We start from the raw sequence: 22,671 nt of genomic DNA, 5'->3' as shown, positions 1-22,671 counted from the left end.
TCCCGTGTGTGAGATGAACAGGGCAGGGGGAGCCGGCCCGACGACGAGAGCGGCGCGCGTCAGGTGCTGCGGGTGAGCGGATCGTGCTGGTTGATCCGGGGAGAGGGGACCGCGGAGGTGGGGGCTCCGAGAGGCCGGAGTGGGGAGACTCCGGGACCTTGGGTGATCAGGCGGCGAGTGCGGGGAGCACGACGGCGTCCAGATAGTCGGTCAGGAAGGCCCGGTCGGGTGTCCGGTCCTCGATCATCTGGCGGGCCACGAAGGCCCCGATCATCATGTGGACGACATAGCCCAGCGCCGGATTGTCGCGCCGGATCTCGCCCCGGTCCACGGCTCTGCGCAGCAGCACGTCGAGCCCCGACATCTCGGGCTCGATCAGCAGGTCGCGCAGCGCCTCGTGCAGATCGGGGTTGGTGTGGATCGCCTGGGCGAGGCCCCGCATCAGCGCGGAGTCCTTCTCCATCTGACAGTCGTCCGTGCGGTCGAGCATCGCGTGGAAGTCGCCGTGCAGGCTGCCGGTGTCGATGTCGCCGAAACCGGCGGGCTTGTTGTGCCTCATCGCCTTGACGACCAGCTCGGCCTTGCTCCCCCACTGGCGGTAGAGGGTGGCCTTGCTGGCACGGGTGCGGCCGGCGACGGCGTCCATGGTGAGGGCGTCGTATCCGACCTCGCGCAGCAGGTCGAGCACCGCGGTGTACAGCTCTGTCTCACGCTCGGGGGTCAGCCTGCTGCGCGTGGTCATGGCGTCCTCCCCGGGCGTCGCTGAACGAAACGGTTTCGTACACCTCGAAGGTATCCCACCGGTCCAGCGAAACGAAACCGTTTCGCTTGTGGAGTGGGTCACGCCGCACCCGGGGCCGTCCCCGCCGCGCCCTCGGGCCGTCACGCCGGCGTGCGGGCAGCCCCCTGGCCGCCCCCGGAATCCACCCGGTGCCACGAGTTGCCGCACCCCCGGGGCGCGGAAAGCATTGGGGGGTGAGTGACCACGGCGCGTATCTCCGTTTCCCGCATCTGCACGACGACGTGCTGTGCTTCGCCGCCGAGGACGACCTCTGGGTCGCCCCCCTGGCGCCGGAGGGACAGCGGCCGGGCCGGGCCTGGCGGCTCACCGTGGACCGCACCAGAGTGGGCCATCCCCGCTTCTCCCCCGACGGCAGCCGGATCGCCTACACGAACTGGCGCAGCCTCGACCCGGAGATCCATGTGGTGCCGGTGGACGGCGGGCCCGCGCGGCGGCTCGGCTACTGGGGCTCGACCGACACCCGGGTGTGCGGCTGGACCCCGGACGGGCAGATCCTCGCCGTCTCCTCGCACGGCCAGCCGTTCTCCTACTTCTCCTGGGCCTACAGCGTGCCCGTCGACGGGGCGCCCGGCGGCCGGCTGCCCTGGGGCCCGGTCTCCGACATCGCCGTCACGGACGTCGCCGACGCCCCCGCCCGGGCCGGCGGCACCGGCTGCGAACGCCGCACCCTGCTGCTGACCGGCAAGCCGCCGCACGAGCCGGCCGCCTGGAAGCGCTACCGGGGCGGCGCCACGGGCCGGCTGTGGCTGCACGGCGAACGGCTGCTGCCGGACATCGACGGGCACCTCGACTGCCCGATGTTCGTCCGCGGCCCCGGCACCGACCGCTGGGACCCGGGCACCGGCGGCCGGATCGCCTTCCTCTCCGACCACGAGGGCGTCGGCAACCTCTACTCCTGCCGGCCCGACGGCACCGGTCTGCTCCGCCACACCGACCACGACGCCTTCTACGCCCGGCACGCGTCGAGCGACGGCGGCCGGGTCGTCTACCAGTGCGCGGGCGAGCTGTGGATCGTCGACGAGCTCACCGCGGGCTCCGTCCCGCGCCGCCTGGAGGTGCGGCTCGGCGGCCCCCGCGCCGGCCGGCGCACCTACCAGGTGCCGGCCGCGGGGCATGTGGACGCCCTGTCGGTCGACGAGACGGGCCGGGCGAGCGCGGTCGGCGTCCGCGGCAGCCTGTACTGGCTCACCCACCGCGACGGGCCCGCGCGGACCATCGCCGACACCCCGGGCGTCCGGGTGCGGCTGCCGGAGATGCTCGGCAGCGGCGGCCAGGTCGCCTATGTCACCGACGCCGGGGGCGAGGACGCCGTCGAGATCGCGTACCTGCCGCGGGCCAGCGGCGACCGGCCTCCCCGGCGCCTGGCGCAGGGCGGGCTGGGGCGCGTCCTGGAGATGACACCCGACCCGGAGGGCGAGCGGATCGCGGTCGCCGCCCACGACGGACGGCTGCTGCTGGTCGACACCGCCGAGGAGGGCACCGGCGAGGTCACCGAACTGGTCCGCTCGGAGAACGGGCCGGTGAAGGACCTCGCCTTCTCCCCGGACGGCGCCTGGCTGACCTGGTCGCACCCCGGTGTGGGCCGCTCGCTGCGGCAGATCCGGATCGCCAGGATCGCGGACCGCACCGTCGTCGACGTCACCGACGGCCGCTTCGAGGACGAGAACCCGGTCTTCACCAGCGACGGCCGCTACCTCGCCTTCCTGTCGTGGCGCGGCTTCGACCCCGTCTACGACGTGCACACCGGCGACCTGTCGTTCCCCCTGGGCTGCCGGCCCTACCTCGTGCCGCTCTCCTCGGCGACCCCGTCGCCCTTCGCGCTCACCCCCGAGGGCCGCCCGGCCGCGGGCGGGCTCGATCCCCTGGACGAGAGCGGCGACGGCACGGTGACGGTGGAGACGGAGGGCCTGGAGAGCCGCGTGGTGCCGTTCCCCGTCACCGCCTCCAAGTACTCCGCGCTGCACCCCGTCGACGGCGGCGGCCTGGTGTGGCTGCGCTGGCCGATCTCGGGCGCGCTCGGCGAGACCTTCGCCAACCCGGCCGACACCTCGGGGCGGCCCACCCTGGAGCACTTCGACCTCTCCAAGGCCCGCAGGAGCCAGCTCGTCGACCATCTGGACTGGTTCTCGGTCAGCAACGACGGCAGCCGGCTCGTGGTCGTCGACGAGGGCGAGCTGCGGGCCGTGCCCGCCACCGAGCCGGGCGACGGCGACTCCACGGTCTACCTCGACATGCGCCGGATCCTCCACGAGGTCGACCCGGCCGCCGAGTGGCGCCAGGCGTACGACGAGGCCGGGCGCCTCATCCGCGCCTACTTCTGGGAACCGGACATGTGCGGCATCGACTGGGACGGGGTGCTGGAGCAGTACCGGCCGCTGGTCGAACGGGTCGCCTCGCCGGACGAGTTCGCCGATCTGCTGCGCGAGGTGCTCGGCGAACTCGGCACCTCGCACGCGTACGTGACCCCGGCACGGCGCAACGAGGGCCCCTCGCACTACCAGCGGGCGATGGGCCTGCTCGGGGCCAATCTGGTGTGCCGGGACGGGAGGTGGATCGTCAAGCGGATCCTGCCCGGCGACTCGTCCGACTCCAAGGCGCGCTCCCCGCTGGCGGGCACCGGGATCCGCGCGGGCGCGGCGCTCACCCATGTCGACGGGCGCCCGGTCGACCCGGTGGCCGGGCCGTACCCGATGCTGTCCGCGGCCGGGGGCACCACGGTGGAGCTCACCTTCGAGTCACCGGACGGCGAGGGCCCGGCCCGCCGGGTGGCCGTGGTGCCGCTGGTCGACGAGCGGCCGCTGCGCTACCAGGACTGGGTCGCCAAGCGGCGCGAGGTCGTCCGGGAACTGAGCGGCGGCCGGTGCGGTTACCTGCACATCCCCGACATGGGCGGCTCGGGCTGGGCGCAGTTCAACCGCGATCTGCGGCTGGAGGTGTCACGGCCCGCGCTGATCGTGGACGTGCGCGGCAACGCGGGCGGGCACATCAGCGAACTGGTCGTCGAGAAGCTGACCAGGAAGATCCTCGGCTGGGACCTGACCCGGGACGCCCAGCCCGTGTCGTACGCCTCCAACGCGCCGCGCGGCCCGGTGGTCGCGATCGCGGACGAGGCCACCTCGTCGGACGGGGACATGATCACCGCCGCGTTCCGCCTGCTGGGCCTCGGCCCGGTGGTGGGCACCCGCACCTGGGGCGGCGTGGTCGGCATGACGGGCCGTCACCGGCTGATCGACGGCACCGTCATCACCGTGCCGATGAACGCGGCCTGGTTCGACGCGTACGGCTGGTCGGTCGAGAACCACGGCGTGGAACCGGACCTGTACGCGCTCCGCACCCCGCTGGACTGGGCGGAGGGACGCCACACCGACATGGACGACGCGATCCGGCTGGCCACGGACCTGCTCAGGTCCTCCCCGGCGGCGCTGCCCCCGGACTACTCCGCCGTCCCGGACCTGCGCCGCCCCGAGCTGCCGCCGCGCGGCTGACGAAGCGCGGCCGACTCACGGCTGACGCGGGGCGGCGGCCCGTTCCGGGGCGGTCGCGCCCGCTCGTACCGGGGCGCGCGCACCGGGGCAGGGGTGCTTACCGGGGCCGGGTGCTGTCGCGTACCGCGCCGGGGGCCGCCCGCTGTCGCGGGTGCGCCCCCGGCGCGGGAGGCCGCCCGCGGTCAGCGGTCGGCGGTCCGCTTGGCCTCGTCGGCCGCTCCGCCCGCGCCCACCAGCCCCTTGGACACCCCGCCGAGCCGCGGCCCGAAGCGGCGCATCTCGCGCTGCCCCACGGTGGCGATGATCCCCGGCAGGTACCCGCGCACCGACTGCATGCCGCGCAGCCACCACTGGGCGTACACATGGGCCGACCGGCGCTCGATGCCCGCGACGATCCGGTCCACGGCGGGCCCCAGCGGATACGTGCGGTTCGACGGCCACGGCAGCCGCTGCCGCAGCTCCCGCATCACGTCGTCCTGATCGGCGCCGCGCACCATGTCGGTGTCGGTCCAGGACAGGTAGCCGACGCCGACCCGCACGCCGCGGTAGCCGACCTCGGCCCGCAGGCTGTGCGCGAAGGCCTCCACGCCCGACTTGGAGGCGCAGTACGCCGACATCATGGGCGCCGGGGTGATCGCGGCGAGCGAGGCTATCTGGAGGAAGTAGCCGCGGCTCTCCACCAGGACAGGCAGGAACGCCCGGCCGGTGACGGCGCTGCCGATCAGGTTGACCTCGATGACCCGCCGCCAGGCGACCGGGTCGGAGTCGGCGAACGGGCCGCCCGAGGCGACGCCCGCGTTCGCCACCACGATGTCGACCTTGCCGAACCGCTCCTTGACCTCCTGCGCGACCCGCGCCATCGCCTCGTGGTCGGTGACGTCCGCGTGCCAGTGCTCGCACTCGGTGTGCAGCCGGGCGGCGACCTGCTTCAGCTCGTCCGGTTCCAGGCCGACGAGCGCCACCTTCGCGCCGCGCGCCGACAGCTTGCGGGCCAGCAGCTCGCCGACTCCGCGGGCGGCGCCGGTGACGACCGCGACCTGTCCTTCGAGGCTCCTTCTGGTCATGCGGCCTTCTCCTTCTCCGTCAGGTACGTGCCGGCGAGTTCACGGATCTTGGCGGTGACGACCTCGGGGGCCTCGACCGGGGTCATGTGGCCCACGCCCTCCAGCTCGACGAGTCCGAGGCACTGCGGCAGGTCGAGGGCGAGACGCTTGGCGTGCACCAGCGGGGTGAGCCGGTCCACCGTGCCGGCGACGACCACCGTGGGGACGTCGAGCGCCCGCACGCCCTCGTCCAGGTCGAGCTCCCCGAGCACCTGCGACCAGGCCACCCGGGCGGCGCGGGGGCAGGCGTGCACGATCCGGGAGCACTCGTCCACCCGCTCCGGAGCGGATCCGGGGCCCATCGTCCCGTAGCGCAGGATGCGCCGGGAGACCGGCGTGACCGGGCCGAGCGGGGCCTTCGCCCCGAGCACGAGGTGGGTGAGCCGGGTCCGCGCCCGGCCCGCACGCATCGGCAGCACCAGCGACTCCTCGACGAGCCGGGCGCTGCCCGTGCTGCACAGCAGGGCGGCGGCCGTGTGCTCGCGGAAGGCCGGCCGGCGGGCGGCGGCCATCATCGTCATGCCGCCCATGGAGTGGCCGGCGACGACGGCCTTCTCCCCGGGGGCGAGGACGGCCGTGAGCACGGCCTCCAGGTCGTCGGCGAGCCGCTCGGTGCCAACGGCCCCGAGCGGGGTGCGGCCGTGACCGCGCTGGTCGTAGGCGACGACGCGGTGGTCCGTGGCCAGGTCGCGTATCTGGGCGGCCCAGAAGTGGGTCGAGCAGGTCCAGCCGTGGGCCAGCACCACGGTGGGCGCGCCCTCGGGGCCGTGGACCTCGACATGGACGCGCGAGCCGTCGGCCGAGACGGCGGCCAGCTCGCGCGCGGCCACCGGGGGCGCGCCGGCGCGGCGGAGGAGACGGCTCATGCGACGGCCTCCGTGTCCTTCGCGCCGCCGTCGGCCTCGCCGGCCGGGGCGGCCGCCCCCACGGGGGCGAGCGGCCTGTGCCGGGCCGCCCTGGTCACCTCGTACTCGGCCAGGTCGACCGAGCGGGTGGCGCTGCGGAACTCGGTGGTGGTGCCGGGCCAGATGGTGGTGTTGCGGCCGCTGGCGTCGAGGTACCAGCTCGTGCACCCGCCGGTGTTCCAGACGGTGCGCTTCATGCGCTCCTGCACCCGCCGGTTCCAGGCGTGGACGGCGGAGGGGCGGGCGGAGAGCACGCTGCCCTCGCCGAGCACGTCGAGCTGGCGCATGTAGTCGGCCATGTAGTTGAGCTGGGACTCGATCATGAGGATCATGGACGAGTTCCCGAGGCCGGTGTTCGGCCCGATGATCGTCATCCAGTTGGGGAAGCCCGCGGCGGTGGCGCCGCGCAGCGACTCCATGCCGTCCTTCCACGCCTCGGCGAGCGTGATCCCGTCGGCGCCGACGACCCGCTCCGCGATCGGCATGTCGGTGACGTGGAAGCCGGTGCCGAAGATGATCACGTCGGCCTCGGTCTCGGTGCCGTCCGCCGCGACCAGCGTCGAGCCGCGCACCTCGGTCAGACCGGAGGCGACGACATCCACATTGGGCTGCGCGAGCGCCGGGTAGTACGTGCTGGACAGCAGGATCCGCTTGCAGCCGATCCGGTAGGAGGGCGTCAGCTTGGCCCGCAGCTCCGGGTCCTTGACCGCCTTGTTCATGTTGGCCTTGGCCAGCCGCTCGACCAGTCCGAGCTCGCCGGGGCGCTTGGTGAACGCCTGCACCTGGAGCTCCCGGATGCCCCACAGCAGACCGCGCCGGGCCGTGCCGGTGAACGGCAGCTGCCGGTGCAGCCAGCGCTCGGCGCCGGAGATCCGCCGGTCCACCCTCGGCATCACCCACGGGGGCGTGCGCTGGAAGAGCGTCAGCCCGGCGACCTTCGGCTGGATCGCGGGCACGATCTGGATGGCCGAGGCGCCGGTGCCGATCATGGCGACGCGCTTGCCGGTCAGGTCGTAGTCGTGGTCCCAGCGCGCGGAGTGGAACACCTTGCCGGGGAAGCCGGCCAGGCCCGGGACGTCCGGCGTCTTCGGGTCGGACAGCGGGCCGGTGGCGGAGACGACGACGTCCGCGGTGAGCGATCCCTGCGAGGTCTCGATCTCCCAGCGGGACGCGTCGCCGTCCCAGCGCATCATCAGGACCTCGTGGTTCAGGCGCACATGGGGGCGCAGCCCGAAGGTGTCCGTGACGTGTTCCAGATAGGCGCGGATGTGCTCCTGGCCGGAGAAGGTGCGCGGCCAGTCGGGGTTCGGCGCGAAGGAGAAGGAGTACAGGTGGGACGGGACGTCGCAGGCGCAGCCCGGATAGCTGTTGTCCCGCCAGGTGCCGCCCACCGAGTCGGCGCGCTCCAGCACGACGAAGTCCGTGATCCCTTCGCGGCGCAGCCGGACCGCGGCCCCGAGGCCGCCGAATCCGGATCCGATCACCGCCACTCGTACATGCTCGTGCTGCTGCTCGGTCATACCGCCGCCTCCTGCTGAAACCGCCGAACGTCCCGTGTAGCCGTTCCTTCATGAACGCTGCCAGCAATCACTGGCATGGTTGGGAGGGTAGAGCAGTGGCCTACCGAGCGGTAGGGGTACGACCCCACAAGTTACCGGCGGTACAACATAGGCTGCGGGTGTGACTGGACCGCGTGAGTACCGCATGGAGGAGCTGGCCGACGAGGCCGGCATCACGGTGCGCACCCTGCGCTTCTACCGGGAACGCGGGCTGATCCAGCCGCCGCGCCGCGAGGGCCGCATCGCCTGGTACGACGAACACCACCTGGCCAGGCTGCGGACGATCGCCGCCCTGCTGGAGCGCGGCCACACCCTCAACGGCATCGCCGACCTGGCCACGACGCTGGAGAGCGGCCGCGACATGGGCGAGGCCCTCGGGCTCGTGGAGCCCACCGAGGAGACCCCCGTCCGCCTGACCCCCGAGGCGCTGGCGGACTACTTCGAGGGCGAGGTCACCCCGGAGAACCTCTCCCGGGCCCTGGAGCTCGGCTATCTGGCGATCGACGGCGACGAGATCGTCCACATCAGCCGCCGGCTGCTGGAGGTGTCCGCCGCGCTGGTCCGCGAGGGGATACCCCTGGCCGTCGTCCTGGAGTCGGGCCGGCGGATACGCGAGCACACCGAGGCACTGGCGGACCTGTTCTTCGACGCCCTGGCCGCCCACGCCAAGGAGCCCGACGCGGAACGCCTGCGCCCGCTCGCCAAGAGCGTGGTGGACGCGGAGCTGTCCATGGCGATGGACCGCCGCCTGGCGGGCTCCCCCGAGGACCGCTGACCCACCTCGCACGGGGCCGGGCAGCGGCCGGAGCCCCCGCCGGGCCGGGGCGCGGGCCTCAGAGCCCGTAGACCGCGCTCACCGGCGCGTGGTCGCTCCACCGCTCCTCGTGCGTCGCGGCCCGCTCCACCCAGGCCTTCACGGCCCGGGCCGCCAGCCCGGGCGTCGCCACCTGGAGGTCGATGCGCCAGCCGGTGTCGTTGTCGAACGCCCGGCCGCGGTACGACCACCACGAGTACGGGCCCTCCTGACCGGGGTGCAGGGCGCGCACCACGTCGACGTAGCCCGCCTCCTCGTACACCCTGGTGAGCCAGGCGCGCTCCTCGGGGAGGAAGCCGGAGTTCTTCCGGTTGCCCTTGAAGTTCTTCAGGTCCGCTTCCTGGTGGGCGATGTTCCAGTCGCCGCAGACCACGACCTCCCGGCCGTCCGCCGCAGCGCGCTTGCGCAGCTCCCGGAGGTACTCCAGGAACGCGTCCATGAAGCGGACCTTCTCGTCCTGGCGCTCGGTGCCGACCTCGCCGGAGGGCAGGTACAGGCTCGCCACCGTGACCCCGGGCAGGTCCGCCTCGACATAGCGGCCGCTGCCGTCGAACTCCGACGATCCGAAGCCGACGCTCACCCGGTCCGGCTCGCGCCGGGTGTAGAGGGCGACGCCCGCGCGCCCCTTGGCCGCGGCCGGGGCGTGCACGGTGAACCAGCCCTCGGGGCTGCGCACCTCGTCGGGGAGCTGGGCCGCCTCGGCGCGCACCTCCTGGAGGCAGACCACGTCCGCCGAGGTCTCGGCCAGCCACGGGACGAAGCCCTTCTTCGCGGCGGCGCGCAGGCCGTTCACATTCACGGAGGTCACGGTGAGCATTGCTGCACCCTACCCACCCGCGGAGCCCGCCCCGGAACGCGAGACCACCCGCCCGGGTGCCCGCCCGCATGGCCGTACGCTTTTCAACATGCAGCTCCGAGTCACCGCTTTCGACCACCCCGACGCCATCACCCTCAACGACGAGGTGCAGCTGGAGTACATCCGGCGCTACGGCGACGGCGAGGGGGACGCGACACCGCTGGACGCCACGATGTTCCTGCCGCCGCGTGGTCTGTATCTCATCGCCTACGACGGCGAGCGCCCCTGCGCCACCGGCGGCTGGCGCACCCAGGACGAGAACCCGATGGGCTACGCGGACGGCGACGCCGAGCTCAAGCGGATGTACGTGATCCCCGCGGCACGCGGCCTGGGCCTCGCCCGGCGCATCCTCGCGGCCCTGGAGGAGGACGCCCTCGCGGCCGGCCGCACCCGGATGGTCCTCGAGACGGGCGACATGCAGCCCGAGGCCATCGCCCTCTACAGCTCGGCGGGCTACGAGCCCTGCGCGAAGTTCGGCCACTACCGGTTCGAGGACAGCAGCCGCTGCATGGCCAAGCCCCTGACCCGGCGCTGACCGGCCCTGACCGGCCTTCGTGGACGCGGCCCCGGCGCATCGCGCCGGGGCCGTCGCACGTCCGCTCCGGGACCCGCGGCCAAGGCCACGCCCCGGAATGTGAGTTACGCCACCACGGAGGTGCGGCGGCCCGCCGGGCACCGCACCCGGAAACGACGAAGTCCCCGCCGGACGGATCCGGCGGGGACTTCATCTGTTGTGGACCTGTGGGGATTTGAACCCCAGACCCCCTCGATGCGAACGAGGTGCGCTACCAGACTGCGCCACAGGCCCTTGCAACGAGTGAAACTCTAGCACCCCGATCGCGGTGCTCAAAAATCCGCCTCCCGGCGACGGCCTCGCAGGTCACGAACGCCGCCGGGAGCGGGCTCACCCGGTCTCACTCATTGGCCGCGCGCGGCCGGTCGTCGTCCGCGTACTGGTCGAACAGCGGCGTACGGCCCCGGTCGCGGGAGCGGCGCTGCTGCGGGGGCCTGCGGCCGGCCGGTGCCTCCGCCTGCGGCTGGTCGCGCTGCTCGGCGTGCGACGTGCCGGTGGGTCCGGCAGCCGACGAGCGGGCCGCGCTCCAGGTCTCCGGATCGGTGACGTCCACGCCGCTCGACGCCCGGGGGGCGACGGGGGCGGTGACATAGGTGGGCAGCGGCACGGGCACGGGGTCCCAGCTGTCACCCGCGGCCGGGCCGCGCTGGCGCTGCTGGTCCACCCACTCCGCGTGGTCCGTCTGCTCGACCAGGGCGCGGCGGCCCGCCTCCTGGGGCGACACCACCGGCTCCGGTTCGGCCTCGGCCGGTGCGGCAGGCTCCTCGTCGGGCTCGGCCGCGGCGGCGTCGGACGGGTGGCGGCGCGGCCGGTTCTCCCGGAGACGCTGCGCCGCGACCTCGGCCTGCCGCCGGTCCATGACGAAGGCGAACCGGCGCCGCTCCTGGGCCCGCAGATGGACGATGTACCCGCTCAGCAGCACCGCGGGCAGCGCGGGCGCCCACAGGAAGCCGAGCCCGCCGACCGCGGGCACGATCGCGCCGACGGTGAACGCGACGAAGAGGAGCGTGGTGGTCCGTCTGCGGCGGGCCAGCACCAGACTGCGCCGCGCGCGTTCCGCGGCCGCGCGGTTCGGACGGGCGTCCTTGCGGGCCCGGTCGCCCCTGCGGGGGCGTGGGGCGTCCGCGGACTCCGGCCGGGGCGCGCCGGAAGCGGCCCCCGCGGGGGCCTCCGGGCGCATTTCGATTCGGGGCGCGGCGAAGGCCCGGACGTCCACGGAACTCAAACGGTCCGTGGGCGCGTCCGGGTCGACGTCGTACTCGGGCTGCTCGGCCGCGCGTCCCCGCAGTTCCCTGGCGTAGCGCCGCTCCATTCCCGCCCGGCCGGACAACAGCCGGATGGCGGTGGAGAAGCGTTCCGTCGGACGGGCTTCGTTCAGCTCGTCCTGCCTGCGGAGCCACATCGGCACCAAGTAGGCGGCCCAGGCCCCGACGATGACTGCGTAGATGAGGCCGCTGCTGCTCACGCAACACACCGTAGAGGGATTTGCGCAACGACATCCGCCAATTGGCCCGGTGTGTCGCACGATCTGGCTGATATCACGGACTTTTTTTGTGATTACCGGGACCGGTTCGTGCGCTCCGCCGAGTTATTTCGAACATTTATTTTATTTCCTGGGCCGTTCCGGGTGGCGATCCCGGCCGGCTCCGACGTCGTGCCTGGTGCCAGCGCCGGAGCAGACCTTCCGGCACCTCGTCGGCGGTCAGCGCGAAGACCAGATGGTCGCGCCAGGCGCCGTCGATGTGGAGATAGCGGGGCCGCAGCCCTTCCTCGCGGAATCCGAGTTTCTCCACCACCCGCCGGCTGGGGCCGTTCTCCGGGCGAATGCAGACCTCCATGCGGTGCAGGCCGACGCCCCGGAAGCAGTGGTCCACGGCGAGCGCCACCGCCGTCGGCATGACACCCCGGCCCGCCACCTCGCGGTCGACCCAGTACCCCACATGGCCCGAGCACATGGAGCCCCAGGTGATCCCGGCGACCGTCAACTGCCCCACCAGACGGCCCTGGTACTCGATGACGAAGGGCATCATGCGCCCGGCGTTCGCCTCGGACCGCAGATGGCGCACCATCTGACGGTACGTCGGACGCTGGGCCACCGGGCCGCCCGGGGCGGGCGGCGGGATCGTGGCCTCCCAGGGGCGCAGCCACTCGCGGTTGCGGCGGTTGACCTCACGCCAGATCCGCTGGTCGCGCATTCTTATGGGGCGGAGGACGACGTCGCCGTCCGCCAGGATCACGGGCCAGGTGACGTTCATGAGGGCTTCGGCGCCTCGCCGGGGCCCGCTCCCGTGCCGGAGCCGGGGTGGTCGCCGCCGCGGATCTGGTCGACCGCGTGGCCGAGCAGCGGTTCCAGGACGGCGAGACCGTCGCGCACCCCGCCGCTGGAGCCGGGCAGATTGACGATCAGCGTGCGGCCCGCGACACCGGCGACACCGCGCGAGAGCGCCGCCGTCGGCACCTTCTCGCGCCCGAACGCCCGGATCGCCTCCGGGATGCCGGGAACCTCGTGGTCGAGCAGCGCCCGGGTGACCTCGGGTGTGCGGTCGGTCGGCGAGACGCCCGTGCCGCCGGTGGTGACGACGACGTCGTACGCGGCGTCGATCCCGTCACGGAGGGCCTGCCCGACGGGGTCCCCGTCGGGGACGACGCGGGGGCCGTCGACGGCGAACCCCATCCGCCGCAGCCCCTCGGCGACCAGCGGGCCGCCCCGGTCCTCGTACACGCCGGCCGCCGCCCGGTTGGACGCCGTGACGACCAGGGCGCGGTAGGGAGCGCCGGCAGCGCTCACGACGGGCTCCCCTCGCGGGACCAGTCCCCGGACTTGCCGCCGGTCTTCTCCTCGACCCGGATGCCGGTGATGACGGCGGCCTTGTCCACGGCCTTCACCATGTCGACGACGGTGAGGGCGGCGACGGACACCGCCGTCAGCGCCTCCATCTCGACGCCGGTGCGGTCCGTCGTCTTCACCGTCGCGGCGATCTCGACCGCGTCGTCGGCGACCGAGAGGTCCAGCTTCACCCCGGAGACCGCGAGCGGGTGGCAGAGCGGGATCAGGTCGGGGGTCCGCTTGGCGCCCATGATCCCGGCGATCCTGGCCGTGGCGAGGGCGTCGCCCTTCGGCACCCCCTCGCCCCGCAGCAACTCCACGACCTGCGGCGACACCAGGACTCGGCCCGTCGCCCGGGCGGTGCGGGCGGTCACGTCCTTCTGGGAGACGTCGACCATACGGGCCGCCCCCGCCTCGTCGATGTGCGTCAGCCTGCCTTGCGTACTCATGTGCGCCTGTGCTCCCGATCCGGCCCCAAGAGGGCCTTGTGTGGGCAGACACGGTACCGCCACGCGGGGGCCGTCACCCCAGGAGGACCACGTCGACACCGGCGCCGGGCTCCACCGAGGTGGTGGTCTCCGGGACGACGATCAGGCAGTCGGCGTGCGCCAGGGCGGCGACCAGGTGCGAGCCGGACCCGCCGACGGGGGCGACGCTGCCCGCCTCCTGGTCGTACGTGCCCCGCAGGAACTGGCGCTTGCCGTCCGGCGAGGTCAGCGCCTTGTCGGCGGCGAGCACCGCGCGGGCCGTCGGCCGGTGGACGTCGGGCAGGCCCATCAGGGCGCGGATCGCGGGGCGTACGAACAACTCGAAGGAGACATAGCTGGAGACCGGGTTGCCCGGCAGCGCGAGCAGCGGGGTGTGCTCGGGGCCGATGGAGCCGAAGCCCTGCGGCTTGCCCGGCTGCATGGCGAGCCTGCGGAAGTCGATGCCGCTGCCGGGCACGTCCTCGTCGCCGACCGAGGCGAGCGCCTCCTTGACGACGTCGTAGGCGCCCACGCTGACGCCGCCGGTGGTGACCAAGAGATCGGCGCGGATCAACTGGTCCTCGATGGTGGACCGCAGGGTCTCGGCGTCGTCGGTGACCGCGCCGACCCGGTAGGAGATCGCGCCGGCGTCACGGGCGGCCGCCGCGAGCGCGAAGCTGTTGGAGTCGTAGATCTGACCCTCGGCCAGCTTCTCCCCCGGCTGGACCAGTTCGCTGCCGGTGGACAGCACCACCACCCGGGGGCGGGGCCGCACCCGGACGGTGCCGCGGCCGATGGCGGCGAGCAGCCCGATCTGCGGCGGCCCGAGCACGGTGCCGGCGGCGAGGGCGAGGTCACCGGCCTGGACGTCGCTGCCGCGGGCGCGCACATGGGCGCGCTCCCCGGCCGGGCGGTGCACCCGCACCTCCCCGCTCGCGCCCTCCGGCGCCTGGCCGGCGGGGCTCATGGTGCTGGCGGCGCCCCCGCCGGTGCCGCCGTCCGTCCACTCGACGGGGACGACCGCCTGGGCGCCGGGGGGCAGCGGGGCGCCCGTCATGATGCGAGCCGCCTGCCCCGGGCCCACCGTGGGCAGGCCGTCGCTGCCGGCCGCGACATCACCGATGACCGTGAGCACGGCGGGGAACTCCTCGCTCGCGCCCGCCACATCGGCGACCCGGACGGCGTACCCGTCCATGGAGCTGTTGTCGAAGGGGGGCAGCGCGACCGGGACGGTGACGTCCTCGACCAGGACACAGCCCTGCGCGTCCGGCAGTTGCAGCTCGATCGGGTCGAGCGGCCGGATCGCGGAGAGGATGTCCTCCAGGTGGTCGTCCACCGACCAGATCGTGCTGCTCACGGTGTTACATCTCCTCGGTCACGAAACTGCGCAGCCAGGACCGGAACTCCGGCCCCAGGTCCTCACGTTCGCACGCGAGCCTGACAATGGCACGCAGATAGTCGCCCCGGTCACCGGTGTCATAGCGGCGGCCCTTGAAGACGACGCCGTGCACGGGGCCCCCGCCCGGCGCTCCGCCGGCCGTCGCGGAGCCGTGCTCATGGGCGTCGGCGAGCTTCTGGATGGCGTCGGTGAGCTGGATCTCGCCGCCGCGGCCGGGGGCGGTCTCCCGCAGTATGGCGAAGATCGCGGGGTCGAGGACGTAGCGGCCGATGATCGCCAGGTTGCTGGGCGCCTCGGCCGGGTCCGGCTTCTCGACCACGTCGGTGACCAGGACGACGTCGCCCTCGCCGGTCGGCTTCACGGCGGCGCAGCCGTACATGTGGATCTGGGCCGGGTCGACCTCCATCAGGGCGATCACGCTGCCGCCCTCCCGCTCCTGGACCTCGACCATGCGGGAGAGCAGCGGGTCGCGGGGGTCGATCAGGTCGTCGCCGAGCAGCACGGCGAAGGGCTGGTCGCCGACGTGCGGTTCGGCGCAGAGCACGGCGTGCCCGAGACCGCGCGGGTCGCCCTGGCGGACGTAGTGCATGGTGGCGAGGTCGCTCGACTCCTGCACCCGCGCCAGCCGGCCGTTGTCGCCCTTGCGGGTGAGCGCCTCCTCCAGCTCGTAGTTGCGGTCGAAGTGGTCCTCCAGGGGGCGCTTGTTGCGGCCCGTGATCATCAGGACGTCGGAGAGACCGGCCGACACGGCCTCCTCCACGACGTACTGGATCGCGGGCTTGTCGACCACAGGCAGCATCTCTTTGGGCGTGGCTTTCGTGGCCGGCAGGAACCGGGTGCCGAGGCCGGCGGCGGGGATGACAGCCTTGCTGATCCTGGGGTGCGACTGAGTCATGCGGAGCACCTTAGCGACTGAGTATGGGGGGAAGATGATGCTCCGGTTAACTTCATCCTCATACAGACGTATACGCGAGGTTTACGTGCAGGCAATCAGCGACGAGAAGTCCGAAAAGAGCGGTCTCCGCGGTGAACTGCTCGCCACGCGCAGGCTGCTGTCCCCCACCGATGTCCTCGGGGCGGCGGCGGACCTCGCCCGGCAGGCCCTGCTGCTGCCGGAGCTGGCCGGCGCGGCGACGGTCGCGGCCTATGTCTCGGTGGGCCGCGAGCCGGGCACCCGGGCCCTGCTGGACGCCCTGCGCGCCCAGGACACCCGGGTGCTGCTGCCCGTGCTGCTGCCGGACAACGACCTGGACTGGGCCGTCTACGAGGGACCGGGGCGGCTGCTGCCGGCTGGCCGCGGCCTGCTGGAGCCGGACGGCGAACGGCTGGGCCCCGATGCCGTCCTCTCGGCGGAGGCGGTCCTGCTCCCCGGGCTCGCCGTGGACGGCCGCGGCATGCGGCTGGGCCGCGGCGGCGGCTCCTACGACCGGGTGCTGGCCCGGATCGCCACTGCGGGTACGGACCCGGCGCTGGTCGTGCTCCTCTACGCGAACGAGGTGGTCGAGCAGGTCCCGGCGGAACCGCACGACCACCCCGTGCACGCGGCGGTCACCCCTCAGGGGGTGCACCGCTTCACGGAGCGGACTGGCCCCGGGGGACCAGGGTGAGCGTGTCGACCGTCGCGGCCTGGACGGCCTCGGGCCCGTAGGCCCAGTCCAGCAGCTCGCCGTTGGCCCACTTGTCGGTCTGGTCGGTGTAGTGGGCGCTGTACGCGTGACCGGAGGAACCGGTCAGGTTGATCCAGCGCGACTTGTCCCACTCGCCGACGTTGAGGACCATCCGCATGGAGGGCACCCAGACGACGTCGTACCCGCTCGCCGCGTTCCAGCCGGTGGCGTTGACCGCCGCCTCGCCGCCTCCCAGGTTCCACGGGCCGCGGTTGAGTATGTACTGGAGGAAGCCCGGGCCCTCGGTGCCCAGCGTCTGGTTCTTCAGCGTGAGCTGGTGGAGCCTGCCCCAGCTCCAGCTGGAGGCGTCCTTGCCCATCTCGGCGGTCAGCTCCCAGCGGGCGTCCTCCATCGCGCGGGCGAGCAGCCCGTCACGGGTGTCGGTGGCCTCGTCCGTGCGGGTGGCCGGGCTGCGCCACCACTCGTTGTCGGCGTCCTTCAGCAGCCGGCGGACCACCTCGTACCAGCGGTCGCCGCCGTCGGGCTGCGCGGAGTCCGCGTCCCGCTGGCCGCATTCGCGCACCCGCTCGGTCAGGTCGTCGTCGGGTGCCGTGCTGTCCGCGGGCAGCACGCTCAGGCACTCGCCCTCGACCCTGAGCTCCTTGGGGAGCTTGTTGCCGACGGCCAGCTTGAGGACGTTGCGCCAGACCGCGTTGAAGTAGGCGGCGGCGCCGGAGTCCGGCTCCTGGGTGTAGTCCCAGCCCTCGAGCAGCTTCTGCGCCTCGCGGACGTAGGAGTCGGAGATGTCGATCTTCAGCAGGTAGGGCGTGAGCAGCTTGGCGATCTCGCTGCTGTTGTCCATCTGCATGGTGCGCATGTCCTCGGTGGAGATCTTGCCGCCACCCCGGATCTTGGACTCGATGAGGTCGTTGATCCGCTGGCTGCGCGCGCCGTACCCGTAGTCCTCGGTGATCAGGTACGGGTACTTGTCGGCGTCGACGACCGCCTGGTTGGCGGTGACGATGTAGCCGCGCTTGGGATCGAACTCGTAGGGAAGCTCCTCGAAGTCGATGTAGCCGTCCCACGTGTACTTCGGGTCCCAGCCCGGCGCGGGCACGCTGCCGTCGCCCTCGGCGCGCAGCGGGATGCGGCCCGGGGCCTGGTAGCCGATGTGGCCCTTGGTGTCGGCGTAGATCAGGTTCTGCGAGGGGACCTCGAAGTCCTTGGCGGCGGCGCGGAAGGAGGTGAAGTCCTTGGCGCGGTTCAGCCGGAAGACGGCGTCCATGGTCTTGCCGGGCTGCAGCGCCGTCCACTGGAGGGCGACCCCGTAGCCGGAGCCGCGGTCGGGCGCCGCGTTGGAGACGGGGGCCCGTTCGCCGACCTTGCCCAGTTCGTCGCTGCGGTCCGAGACGAGCGGGCCGTGCCCGGTGGAGCGGACGGTGATGGTCTTGTCGGTGCCGCCGGCGACCTTGATGACCTCCTTGCGGGTGGTCAGCTTCTTCTCCTGGCCGCCGACCAGGTAGCTGTCGCCGTTGAGCTTCTCCAGGTAGAGGTCGGTCACATCGGCGCCGAGGTTGGTGAAGCCCCAGGCGATGTCCTGGTTGTGGCCGATGATCACGCCGGGCATGCCGGAGAAGGTGTAGCCCGCGACGTCGAAGGAGCAGGCGTCCGAGACCTCACGGCAGTGCAGGCCCATCTGGTACCAGAGGGACGGGAGCTGCGGGGAGAGGTGCGGGTCGTTGGCCAGCAGGGGCTTGCCGGTCGTCGTGTAGTCGCCGGAGACGACCCAGGAGTTGGAGCCGATGCCGCTGCCGCTCGGGCCGAGAAGGGCCGGGATGGCGTCGAGGGTGTCGGCGAGGGCGCCGAGCTGCGAGTTCAGCCCGGCGGCGGCTCCGGCGGGGCTGCCGGACGTGTCACCGGAAGAGGCGCCGGTGCCGTCGCCGGTCCCCTGGGTACCCGTGCCGGTACCGGAGCCGGAGCCGTTACCCGTGCCGTCACCGCCGTCGCCCTCACCCGGGCCGGTGGGCTCGGCCGCCGGGTCGAACTCGCCCGTCGCCGGGTCGATCCCGCCGTCCTGGACGATCGGCTTGTTCCGGTCGTACGGGTAGGAGGGGTAGAGGTCGCGGATCTGCTGCTCGCTGAGCCGGCTGGTGAGCAGGGAGCGGTCGATCTCGTCCTGCATGTTGCCGCGCAGGTCCCAGGCCATGGCCTTGAGCCAGGCGACCGAGTCGACCGGGGTCCACGGCTCGGGCTTGTAGTCGTTGGTGAAGGCCAGCGCCGCGTACTCGACGGAGAGCTCCTCGGCCGAGCGGCCCTCCAGGTAGGCGTTGACGCCGTCCGCGTAGGCCTGGAGGTACTTCTTCGTCTCCGGCGAGAGCTTGGTGTCGTACTCCTGCTGCGCCACCTGGCGCCAGCCGAGCGTGCGCAGGAAGGCGTCGGTCTCGACCTGTCCCGATCCGAACATCTCGGACAGGCGGCCGGACGTCATGTGGCGCCGGACGTCCATCTCCCAGAACCGGTCCTGCGCCTGGACGAAGCCCTGGGCGCGGAAGAGGTCCTCGTCGCTGTCGGCGTAGATCTGGGGAATGCCGTAGTCGTCGCGCTTGACCTCGACCCGGCCGCCGAGGCCTTCGAGTTCGATCGAGCCGGTGGTCTGGGGGAACGAGGCACGAACCGTGCTGATGCTCCAGTAGGCGCCGTATCCGACACCCGCGACGAGCGCCAGCACCAGGACGAGCACGAGCAGTCGGGCGCGTCGCCCCTTCTTCTTCTTGGGGGAAGAGGCTGTTGTGTTGGCGGGCATCGCTGTCCTTCGAGGGGCAGGGTGGTCCTGGGAATGCTGAGGCAACTCTAGGCGCAGCGCCCGACCGGCCAGGACGCGGTATCCACAAGGGGCCCCGACCGACGGATCATCCGATGAAAAGACCGTCAAGGAAGCGTTAAAGATTAGGTAAGGTAACGAAGTGTCGCCGCCGGTACGAAGATCACCGGCACTCACGGCGCGAGGGGAAGGATCGGCCACTGACTGTCCACCAGCTCAATGAACTCCTGCTCGTCTGCTCACTCGTCCTGCTCATCGCCGTGGCGGCGGTGCGCATCTCGTCCCGCAGCGGGCTGCCCAGCCTGCTGCTGTATCTCGGGATCGGGATCGCCATGGGCCAGGACGGGCTGCTCGACGTCAAGTTCGACGACGCCGAGCTCACGCAGGTGATCGGCTATGCCGCACTGGTGGTGATCCTGGCCGAGGGCGGCCTGGGCACCAAGTGGAAGGAGATCAAACCCGCGTTGCCCGCGGCGGCCGTACTGTCGACCGTCGGCGTCGCGGTGAGCGTGGGCGTCACGGCCTCGGCCGCGCACTATCTCGTCGGTCTCGAATGGCAGCAGGCGCTCATCATCGGCGCGGTCGTCTCCTCGACCGACGCCGCGGCCGTCTTCTCGGTGCTGCGCAAGGTGCCGCTGCCGTCCCGGGTGACCGGTGTACTGGAGGCCGAGTCGGGCTTCAACGACGCCCCGGTCGTCATCCTGGTCGTGGCCTTCTCCGCCTCCGGGCCGGTCGACGAGTGGTATCTGCTCGTCGCCAAGATCGCCCTGGAACTCGCGATCGGCGCCGCGATCGGCCTGGCCACCGGCTTCCTCGGGGCCTACGGGCTGCGGCACGTGGCGCTGCCCGCCTCGGGCCTCTACCCCATCGCCGTCATGGCCATCGCGGTGGTCGCCTACGCGGCCGGCGCCATGGCGCACGGCAGCGGGTTCCTCGCCGTCTACCTGGCGTCGATGGTCCTCGGCAACAGCAAGCTGCCCCACGCCCCGGCCAACCGCGGCTTCGCGGAGGGGTTGGGCTGGATCGCCCAGATCGGCATGTTCGTCCTGCTCGGTCTGCTGGTCACCCCGCACGAGCTGGTCGACGACTTCTGGCCGGCCGTCATCGTGGGTCTGGTGCTGACGGCGGTCGCGAGGCCGCTGGAGGTGTTCGTCAGCCTGCTGCCGTTCCGGATCCCCTGGCAGGAGCAGGCACTGATGTCCTGGGCCGGCCTGCGCGGCGCCGTGCCCATCATTCTGGCCACCATCCCGATGGTCTCCGGGGTGCCGGGCAGCGACCGGATCTTCAACATCGTCTTCGTGCTGGTGGTCGTCTACACGCTGGTCCAGGGCCCGACACTGCCATGGCTCGCCAGGGCGCTGCGCCTCGGCCCCTCGTCGGATGCCGCCGACCTCGGGGTCGAATCCGCGCCACTGGAGCGGCTGCGGGGACACCTGCTGTCGGTCGCCATCCCCGAGTCCTCTCGGATGCACGGCGTCGAGGTGGGCGAGCTGCGGCTGCCCGCGGGGTCGGCGGTCACCCTCGTCGTCCGCGAGGAGAAGAGCTTCGTGCCGCTGCCCACCACCGTCCTGCGGCACGGCGACGAGCTGCTGGTCGTCGCCACCGATCCGGTGCGGGACGCGGCGGAGCGGCGGCTGCGGGCGGTCGCGCAGGGCGGCAAGCTGGCCGACTGGCTCGGCACCGGCGGCCCCGCGGCACGCCGGCACCGCTGACCGTCCCGGGAAGCGGCGTCACGGCTCGTTCCGGCCGGTCCCGGATCAGGGCCCGGGGTCGCCCGGCCCCGGTTCTCGGGACTGCCGGGGCGACGGGGGTCTGCCGTCCCGGCGTCACGGTGCGCACGCGTCGTGACGCCGGGTGGCTCCCGCTCCCGTTCACAGGGGCCGCCGCGTGATGTCCGTCATTTCCCAGGTCACGGCCGGTCGGCCCCTGCGAAGTCCCTGTACCATGAAGGCACACTGATCGACCAACTCTGCCTGACGCAGAGCTGGCGCGACCGTATGGCGGCCGCGGAGTCCCCCGCTGTGGACCCCGGTATCTACCGCAGTTCCGCGCAAGAGGACAGCTCTCGGCTGCTCCCGGCATCCCGGCGAGCGCTACCAGGTGGCAGAAAGGCAAGGGCCGTGGCGTCCACGGTCGCTTCTGACAAGCGTCCCGGCTACGGACAACTCCTGCGCACCCCGGGGGCATGGACGTTCCTGCTCCCCGGATTCGCGGCGAGGCAGCCGTTCGCGATGCTGACCATCGGCATCGTCCTCCTCGTCCAGCACACCACCGGCTCCTACGGCAGCGCCGGCGCCGTCGCGGCGGTCACGGGTGTCTCGATGGCGCTGTTCGCGCCGCAGAGCGGCAAGCTCGCCGACCGCTTCGGCCAGCGCGCGGTGCTGGTCCCCGGGGTCGTGCTCCACACGGTGTCCGTCTCCGTCCTGACCACGCTCGCGCTCACCGGCGCCCCGCTGTGGGCCCTGTTCGCCGCCGCCGTGCCCACGGGCGCGTCGGTGCCCCAGATCGGGCCGATGGTGCGTGCCCGCTGGGCCGCGCGCCTCCAGGGATCCCCGCTGCTGCCGACGGCCGCCGCGTTCGAGTCGGTGACGGACGAGTTCACCTTCGTCGTCGGGCCGGTCCTGGCCACCGCCCTGTGCACCGGCGTGCACCCCGCCGCGGGCCTGATCGCCGAGGCGGGCCTGACCCTGATCGGCGGTCTGCTGTTCGCCGCGCAGCGCCGCACCCAGCCCGCCCACGGCAACGCCCTCGCGGCGGAGCGCGCGGAGCGGGTGTCCGCCCTCTCCGTTCCCGGTGTCCGCGTCCTCGCGGTGGCCTTCCTGGGCATCGGCGCCGTCTTCGGCGGCATGCAGGTGTCGCTGACGGCCTTCACCGAGGAGATCGGCAACCCCGGGATGAACGGCCTGCTCTACGGGCTCTTCGCCGCAGGCAACATGCTCGCCGGCGTGGCCGTCGGCGCCGTCGCCTGGAAGAGCGGCCCCCGTCGACGCCTCGTCGTCGGCTACACCGCGCTCACCCTCACCGCCTCCCTGCTGTGGACGGCGCACTCGGCCGCCGTGCTGGGCGCGCTGGGCCTCGTGGTGGGCCTGTGCATCGCTCCGGCCCTGATCAGCGGCTACACCCTGGTGGAAGCGCTGGTTCCGGCATCCGCCCGGACGGAGGCCTTCACCTGGCTGACCGGAGCCGTGGCGCTCGGGCAGGCCGCGGCCGTCACCGTGGCCGGACAGCTGGCCGACGCACACGGCGCGAGCACCGGATTCCTCGTGCCGCTCGTGGGCACCGCCCTGGCCCTCATGACCCTGCTGCTGCTGCGTTCCCGGCTCACGCCCCCGCCCGTGGGACGGGTCGCGGCGCGTGGTATCGGTCACCGAGTGCCTGTGGCGGTGGACTGATCCAGCGGAATACGTCACTATGGACCGTCGTTAGCACTCATCGAGTGAGAGTGCCAGGAG

General features: G+C 72.6%; 18 protein-coding genes and 1 tRNA gene. 6 read left to right on the top strand and 13 right to left on the bottom strand.

Features of this window, described 5'->3' with window-relative positions; genetic code table 11:
• Window positions 1-166: 166 nt before the first annotated feature.
• Window positions 167-742, bottom strand: coding sequence for a TetR/AcrR family transcriptional regulator (locus JE024_RS20555; RefSeq protein ID WP_205374988.1), 576 nt, complete (start codon window positions 740-742; stop codon window positions 167-169).
• Window positions 743-975: 233 nt separating this feature from the next.
• Between JE024_RS20555 and JE024_RS20550 the strand changes: the two genes are divergently transcribed.
• Window positions 976-4,287 (top strand): S41 family peptidase, encoded by a 3,312-nt coding sequence (locus JE024_RS20550; protein WP_205374987.1) that lies wholly within the window; start codon window positions 976-978, stop codon window positions 4,285-4,287.
• Between the two features lie 182 nt (window positions 4,288-4,469).
• Here JE024_RS20550 and JE024_RS20545 read toward each other — a convergent pair whose 3' ends face one another.
• From JE024_RS20545 to JE024_RS20535, 3 genes are read right to left on the bottom strand one after another with little or no spacing between them, the layout of a single operon-like run.
• Window positions 4,470-5,351 (bottom strand): SDR family oxidoreductase, encoded by an 882-nt coding sequence (locus JE024_RS20545; protein ID WP_205374986.1) that lies wholly within the window; start codon window positions 5,349-5,351, stop codon window positions 4,470-4,472.
• On the bottom strand, window positions 5,348-6,256 hold the full coding sequence (locus JE024_RS20540) for an alpha/beta fold hydrolase (RefSeq protein WP_205374985.1): 909 nt from the start codon (window positions 6,254-6,256) through the stop codon (window positions 5,348-5,350). Before JE024_RS20540 ends, JE024_RS20545 begins: the two co-directional genes overlap by 4 nt.
• Window positions 6,253-7,815, bottom strand: a complete 1,563-nt coding sequence (locus JE024_RS20535) for a flavin-containing monooxygenase (protein ID WP_205374984.1) — start codon at window positions 7,813-7,815, stop codon at window positions 6,253-6,255. Before JE024_RS20535 ends, JE024_RS20540 begins: the two co-directional genes overlap by 4 nt.
• Window positions 7,816-7,999: 184 nt before the next feature.
• On the opposite strand from JE024_RS20535, the gene JE024_RS20530 reads away from it, so the two are divergent.
• Window positions 8,000-8,629, top strand: a complete 630-nt coding sequence (locus tag JE024_RS20530; RefSeq protein ID WP_205376641.1) for a MerR family transcriptional regulator — start codon at window positions 8,000-8,002, stop codon at window positions 8,627-8,629.
• 58 nt (window positions 8,630-8,687) lie between these two features.
• On the opposite strand, the gene JE024_RS20525 is transcribed toward JE024_RS20530, so the two are convergent.
• Window positions 8,688-9,485, bottom strand: a complete 798-nt coding sequence (locus JE024_RS20525; RefSeq protein WP_205374983.1) for an exodeoxyribonuclease III — start codon at window positions 9,483-9,485, stop codon at window positions 8,688-8,690.
• Window positions 9,486-9,573: 88 nt separating this feature from the next.
• Between JE024_RS20525 and JE024_RS20520 the strand changes: the two genes are divergently transcribed.
• Window positions 9,574-10,059 carry a GNAT family N-acetyltransferase gene (locus JE024_RS20520; protein ID WP_205374982.1) on the top strand — a complete coding sequence of 162 codons (486 nt, stop codon included), beginning with the start codon at window positions 9,574-9,576 and terminating at the stop codon, window positions 10,057-10,059.
• A 199-nt stretch (window positions 10,060-10,258) separates the two neighbouring features.
• Here the strand turns inward: JE024_RS20520 and JE024_RS20515 are convergent.
• From JE024_RS20515 to galU, 7 genes are all read right to left on the bottom strand, one after another.
• Window positions 10,259-10,332, bottom strand: a tRNA-Ala gene (locus tag JE024_RS20515).
• A gap of 106 nt (window positions 10,333-10,438) precedes the next feature.
• A complete protein-coding gene (sepX, locus tag JE024_RS20510; RefSeq protein WP_205374981.1) occupies window positions 10,439-11,563 on the bottom strand; it encodes a divisome protein SepX/GlpR in 1,125 nt (374 codons plus the stop codon).
• 136 nt (window positions 11,564-11,699) lie between these two features.
• A complete protein-coding gene (locus JE024_RS20505; RefSeq protein ID WP_205374980.1) occupies window positions 11,700-12,353 on the bottom strand; it encodes a GNAT family N-acetyltransferase in 654 nt (217 codons plus the stop codon).
• Window positions 12,350-12,886 carry a MogA/MoaB family molybdenum cofactor biosynthesis protein gene (locus tag JE024_RS20500; protein ID WP_205374979.1) on the bottom strand — a complete coding sequence of 179 codons (537 nt, stop codon included), beginning with the start codon at window positions 12,884-12,886 and terminating at the stop codon, window positions 12,350-12,352. Before JE024_RS20500 ends, JE024_RS20505 begins: the two co-directional genes overlap by 4 nt.
• Window positions 12,883-13,374, bottom strand: a complete 492-nt coding sequence (gene moaC / locus JE024_RS20495) for a cyclic pyranopterin monophosphate synthase MoaC (protein ID WP_205374978.1) — start codon at window positions 13,372-13,374, stop codon at window positions 12,883-12,885. Before moaC ends, JE024_RS20500 begins: the two co-directional genes overlap by 4 nt.
• A gap of 73 nt (window positions 13,375-13,447) precedes the next feature.
• Window positions 13,448-14,749: a molybdotransferase-like divisome protein Glp gene (gene glp, locus JE024_RS20490; RefSeq protein WP_205374977.1), complete on the bottom strand. Its 1,302-nt coding sequence runs from the start codon at window positions 14,747-14,749 to the stop codon at window positions 13,448-13,450.
• A gap of 4 nt (window positions 14,750-14,753) precedes the next feature.
• The gene (gene galU, locus JE024_RS20485) at window positions 14,754-15,686 is read right to left on the bottom strand and encodes a UTP--glucose-1-phosphate uridylyltransferase GalU (RefSeq protein WP_205374976.1); all 933 of its coding nucleotides are present in this window, start codon (window positions 15,684-15,686) and stop codon (window positions 14,754-14,756) included.
• 94 nt (window positions 15,687-15,780) lie between these two features.
• Between galU and JE024_RS20480 the strand changes: the two genes are divergently transcribed.
• Entirely contained in the window at window positions 15,781-16,398 is a 618-nt protein-coding gene (locus JE024_RS20480) for a 5-formyltetrahydrofolate cyclo-ligase (RefSeq protein ID WP_244883196.1), read from the top strand.
• On the opposite strand, the gene JE024_RS20475 is transcribed toward JE024_RS20480, so the two are convergent.
• Complete coding sequence (locus JE024_RS20475) at window positions 16,364-19,201, bottom strand: penicillin acylase family protein (RefSeq protein WP_205374975.1); 2,838 nt, start codon at window positions 19,199-19,201, stop codon at window positions 16,364-16,366. The genes JE024_RS20480 and JE024_RS20475 overlap by 35 nt on opposite strands.
• A gap of 218 nt (window positions 19,202-19,419) precedes the next feature.
• Between JE024_RS20475 and JE024_RS20470 the strand changes: the two genes are divergently transcribed.
• Both JE024_RS20470 and JE024_RS20465 read left to right on the top strand, forming a co-directional pair.
• Complete coding sequence (locus JE024_RS20470) at window positions 19,420-20,931, top strand: potassium/proton antiporter (protein WP_205376639.1); 1,512 nt, start codon at window positions 19,420-19,422, stop codon at window positions 20,929-20,931.
• Between the two features lie 408 nt (window positions 20,932-21,339).
• Window positions 21,340-22,611 (top strand): MFS transporter, encoded by a 1,272-nt coding sequence (locus JE024_RS20465; RefSeq protein WP_205374974.1) that lies wholly within the window; start codon window positions 21,340-21,342, stop codon window positions 22,609-22,611.
• Window positions 22,612-22,671 lie beyond the last annotated feature (60 nt).

This window comes from Streptomyces zhihengii, assembly GCF_016919245.1.
Taxonomy (GTDB): domain Bacteria; phylum Actinomycetota; class Actinomycetes; order Streptomycetales; family Streptomycetaceae; genus Streptomyces; species Streptomyces zhihengii.
The sequence above is the reverse complement of the archived record's forward strand: the minus strand, read 5'-3'. Positions and strand labels throughout refer to the sequence as shown.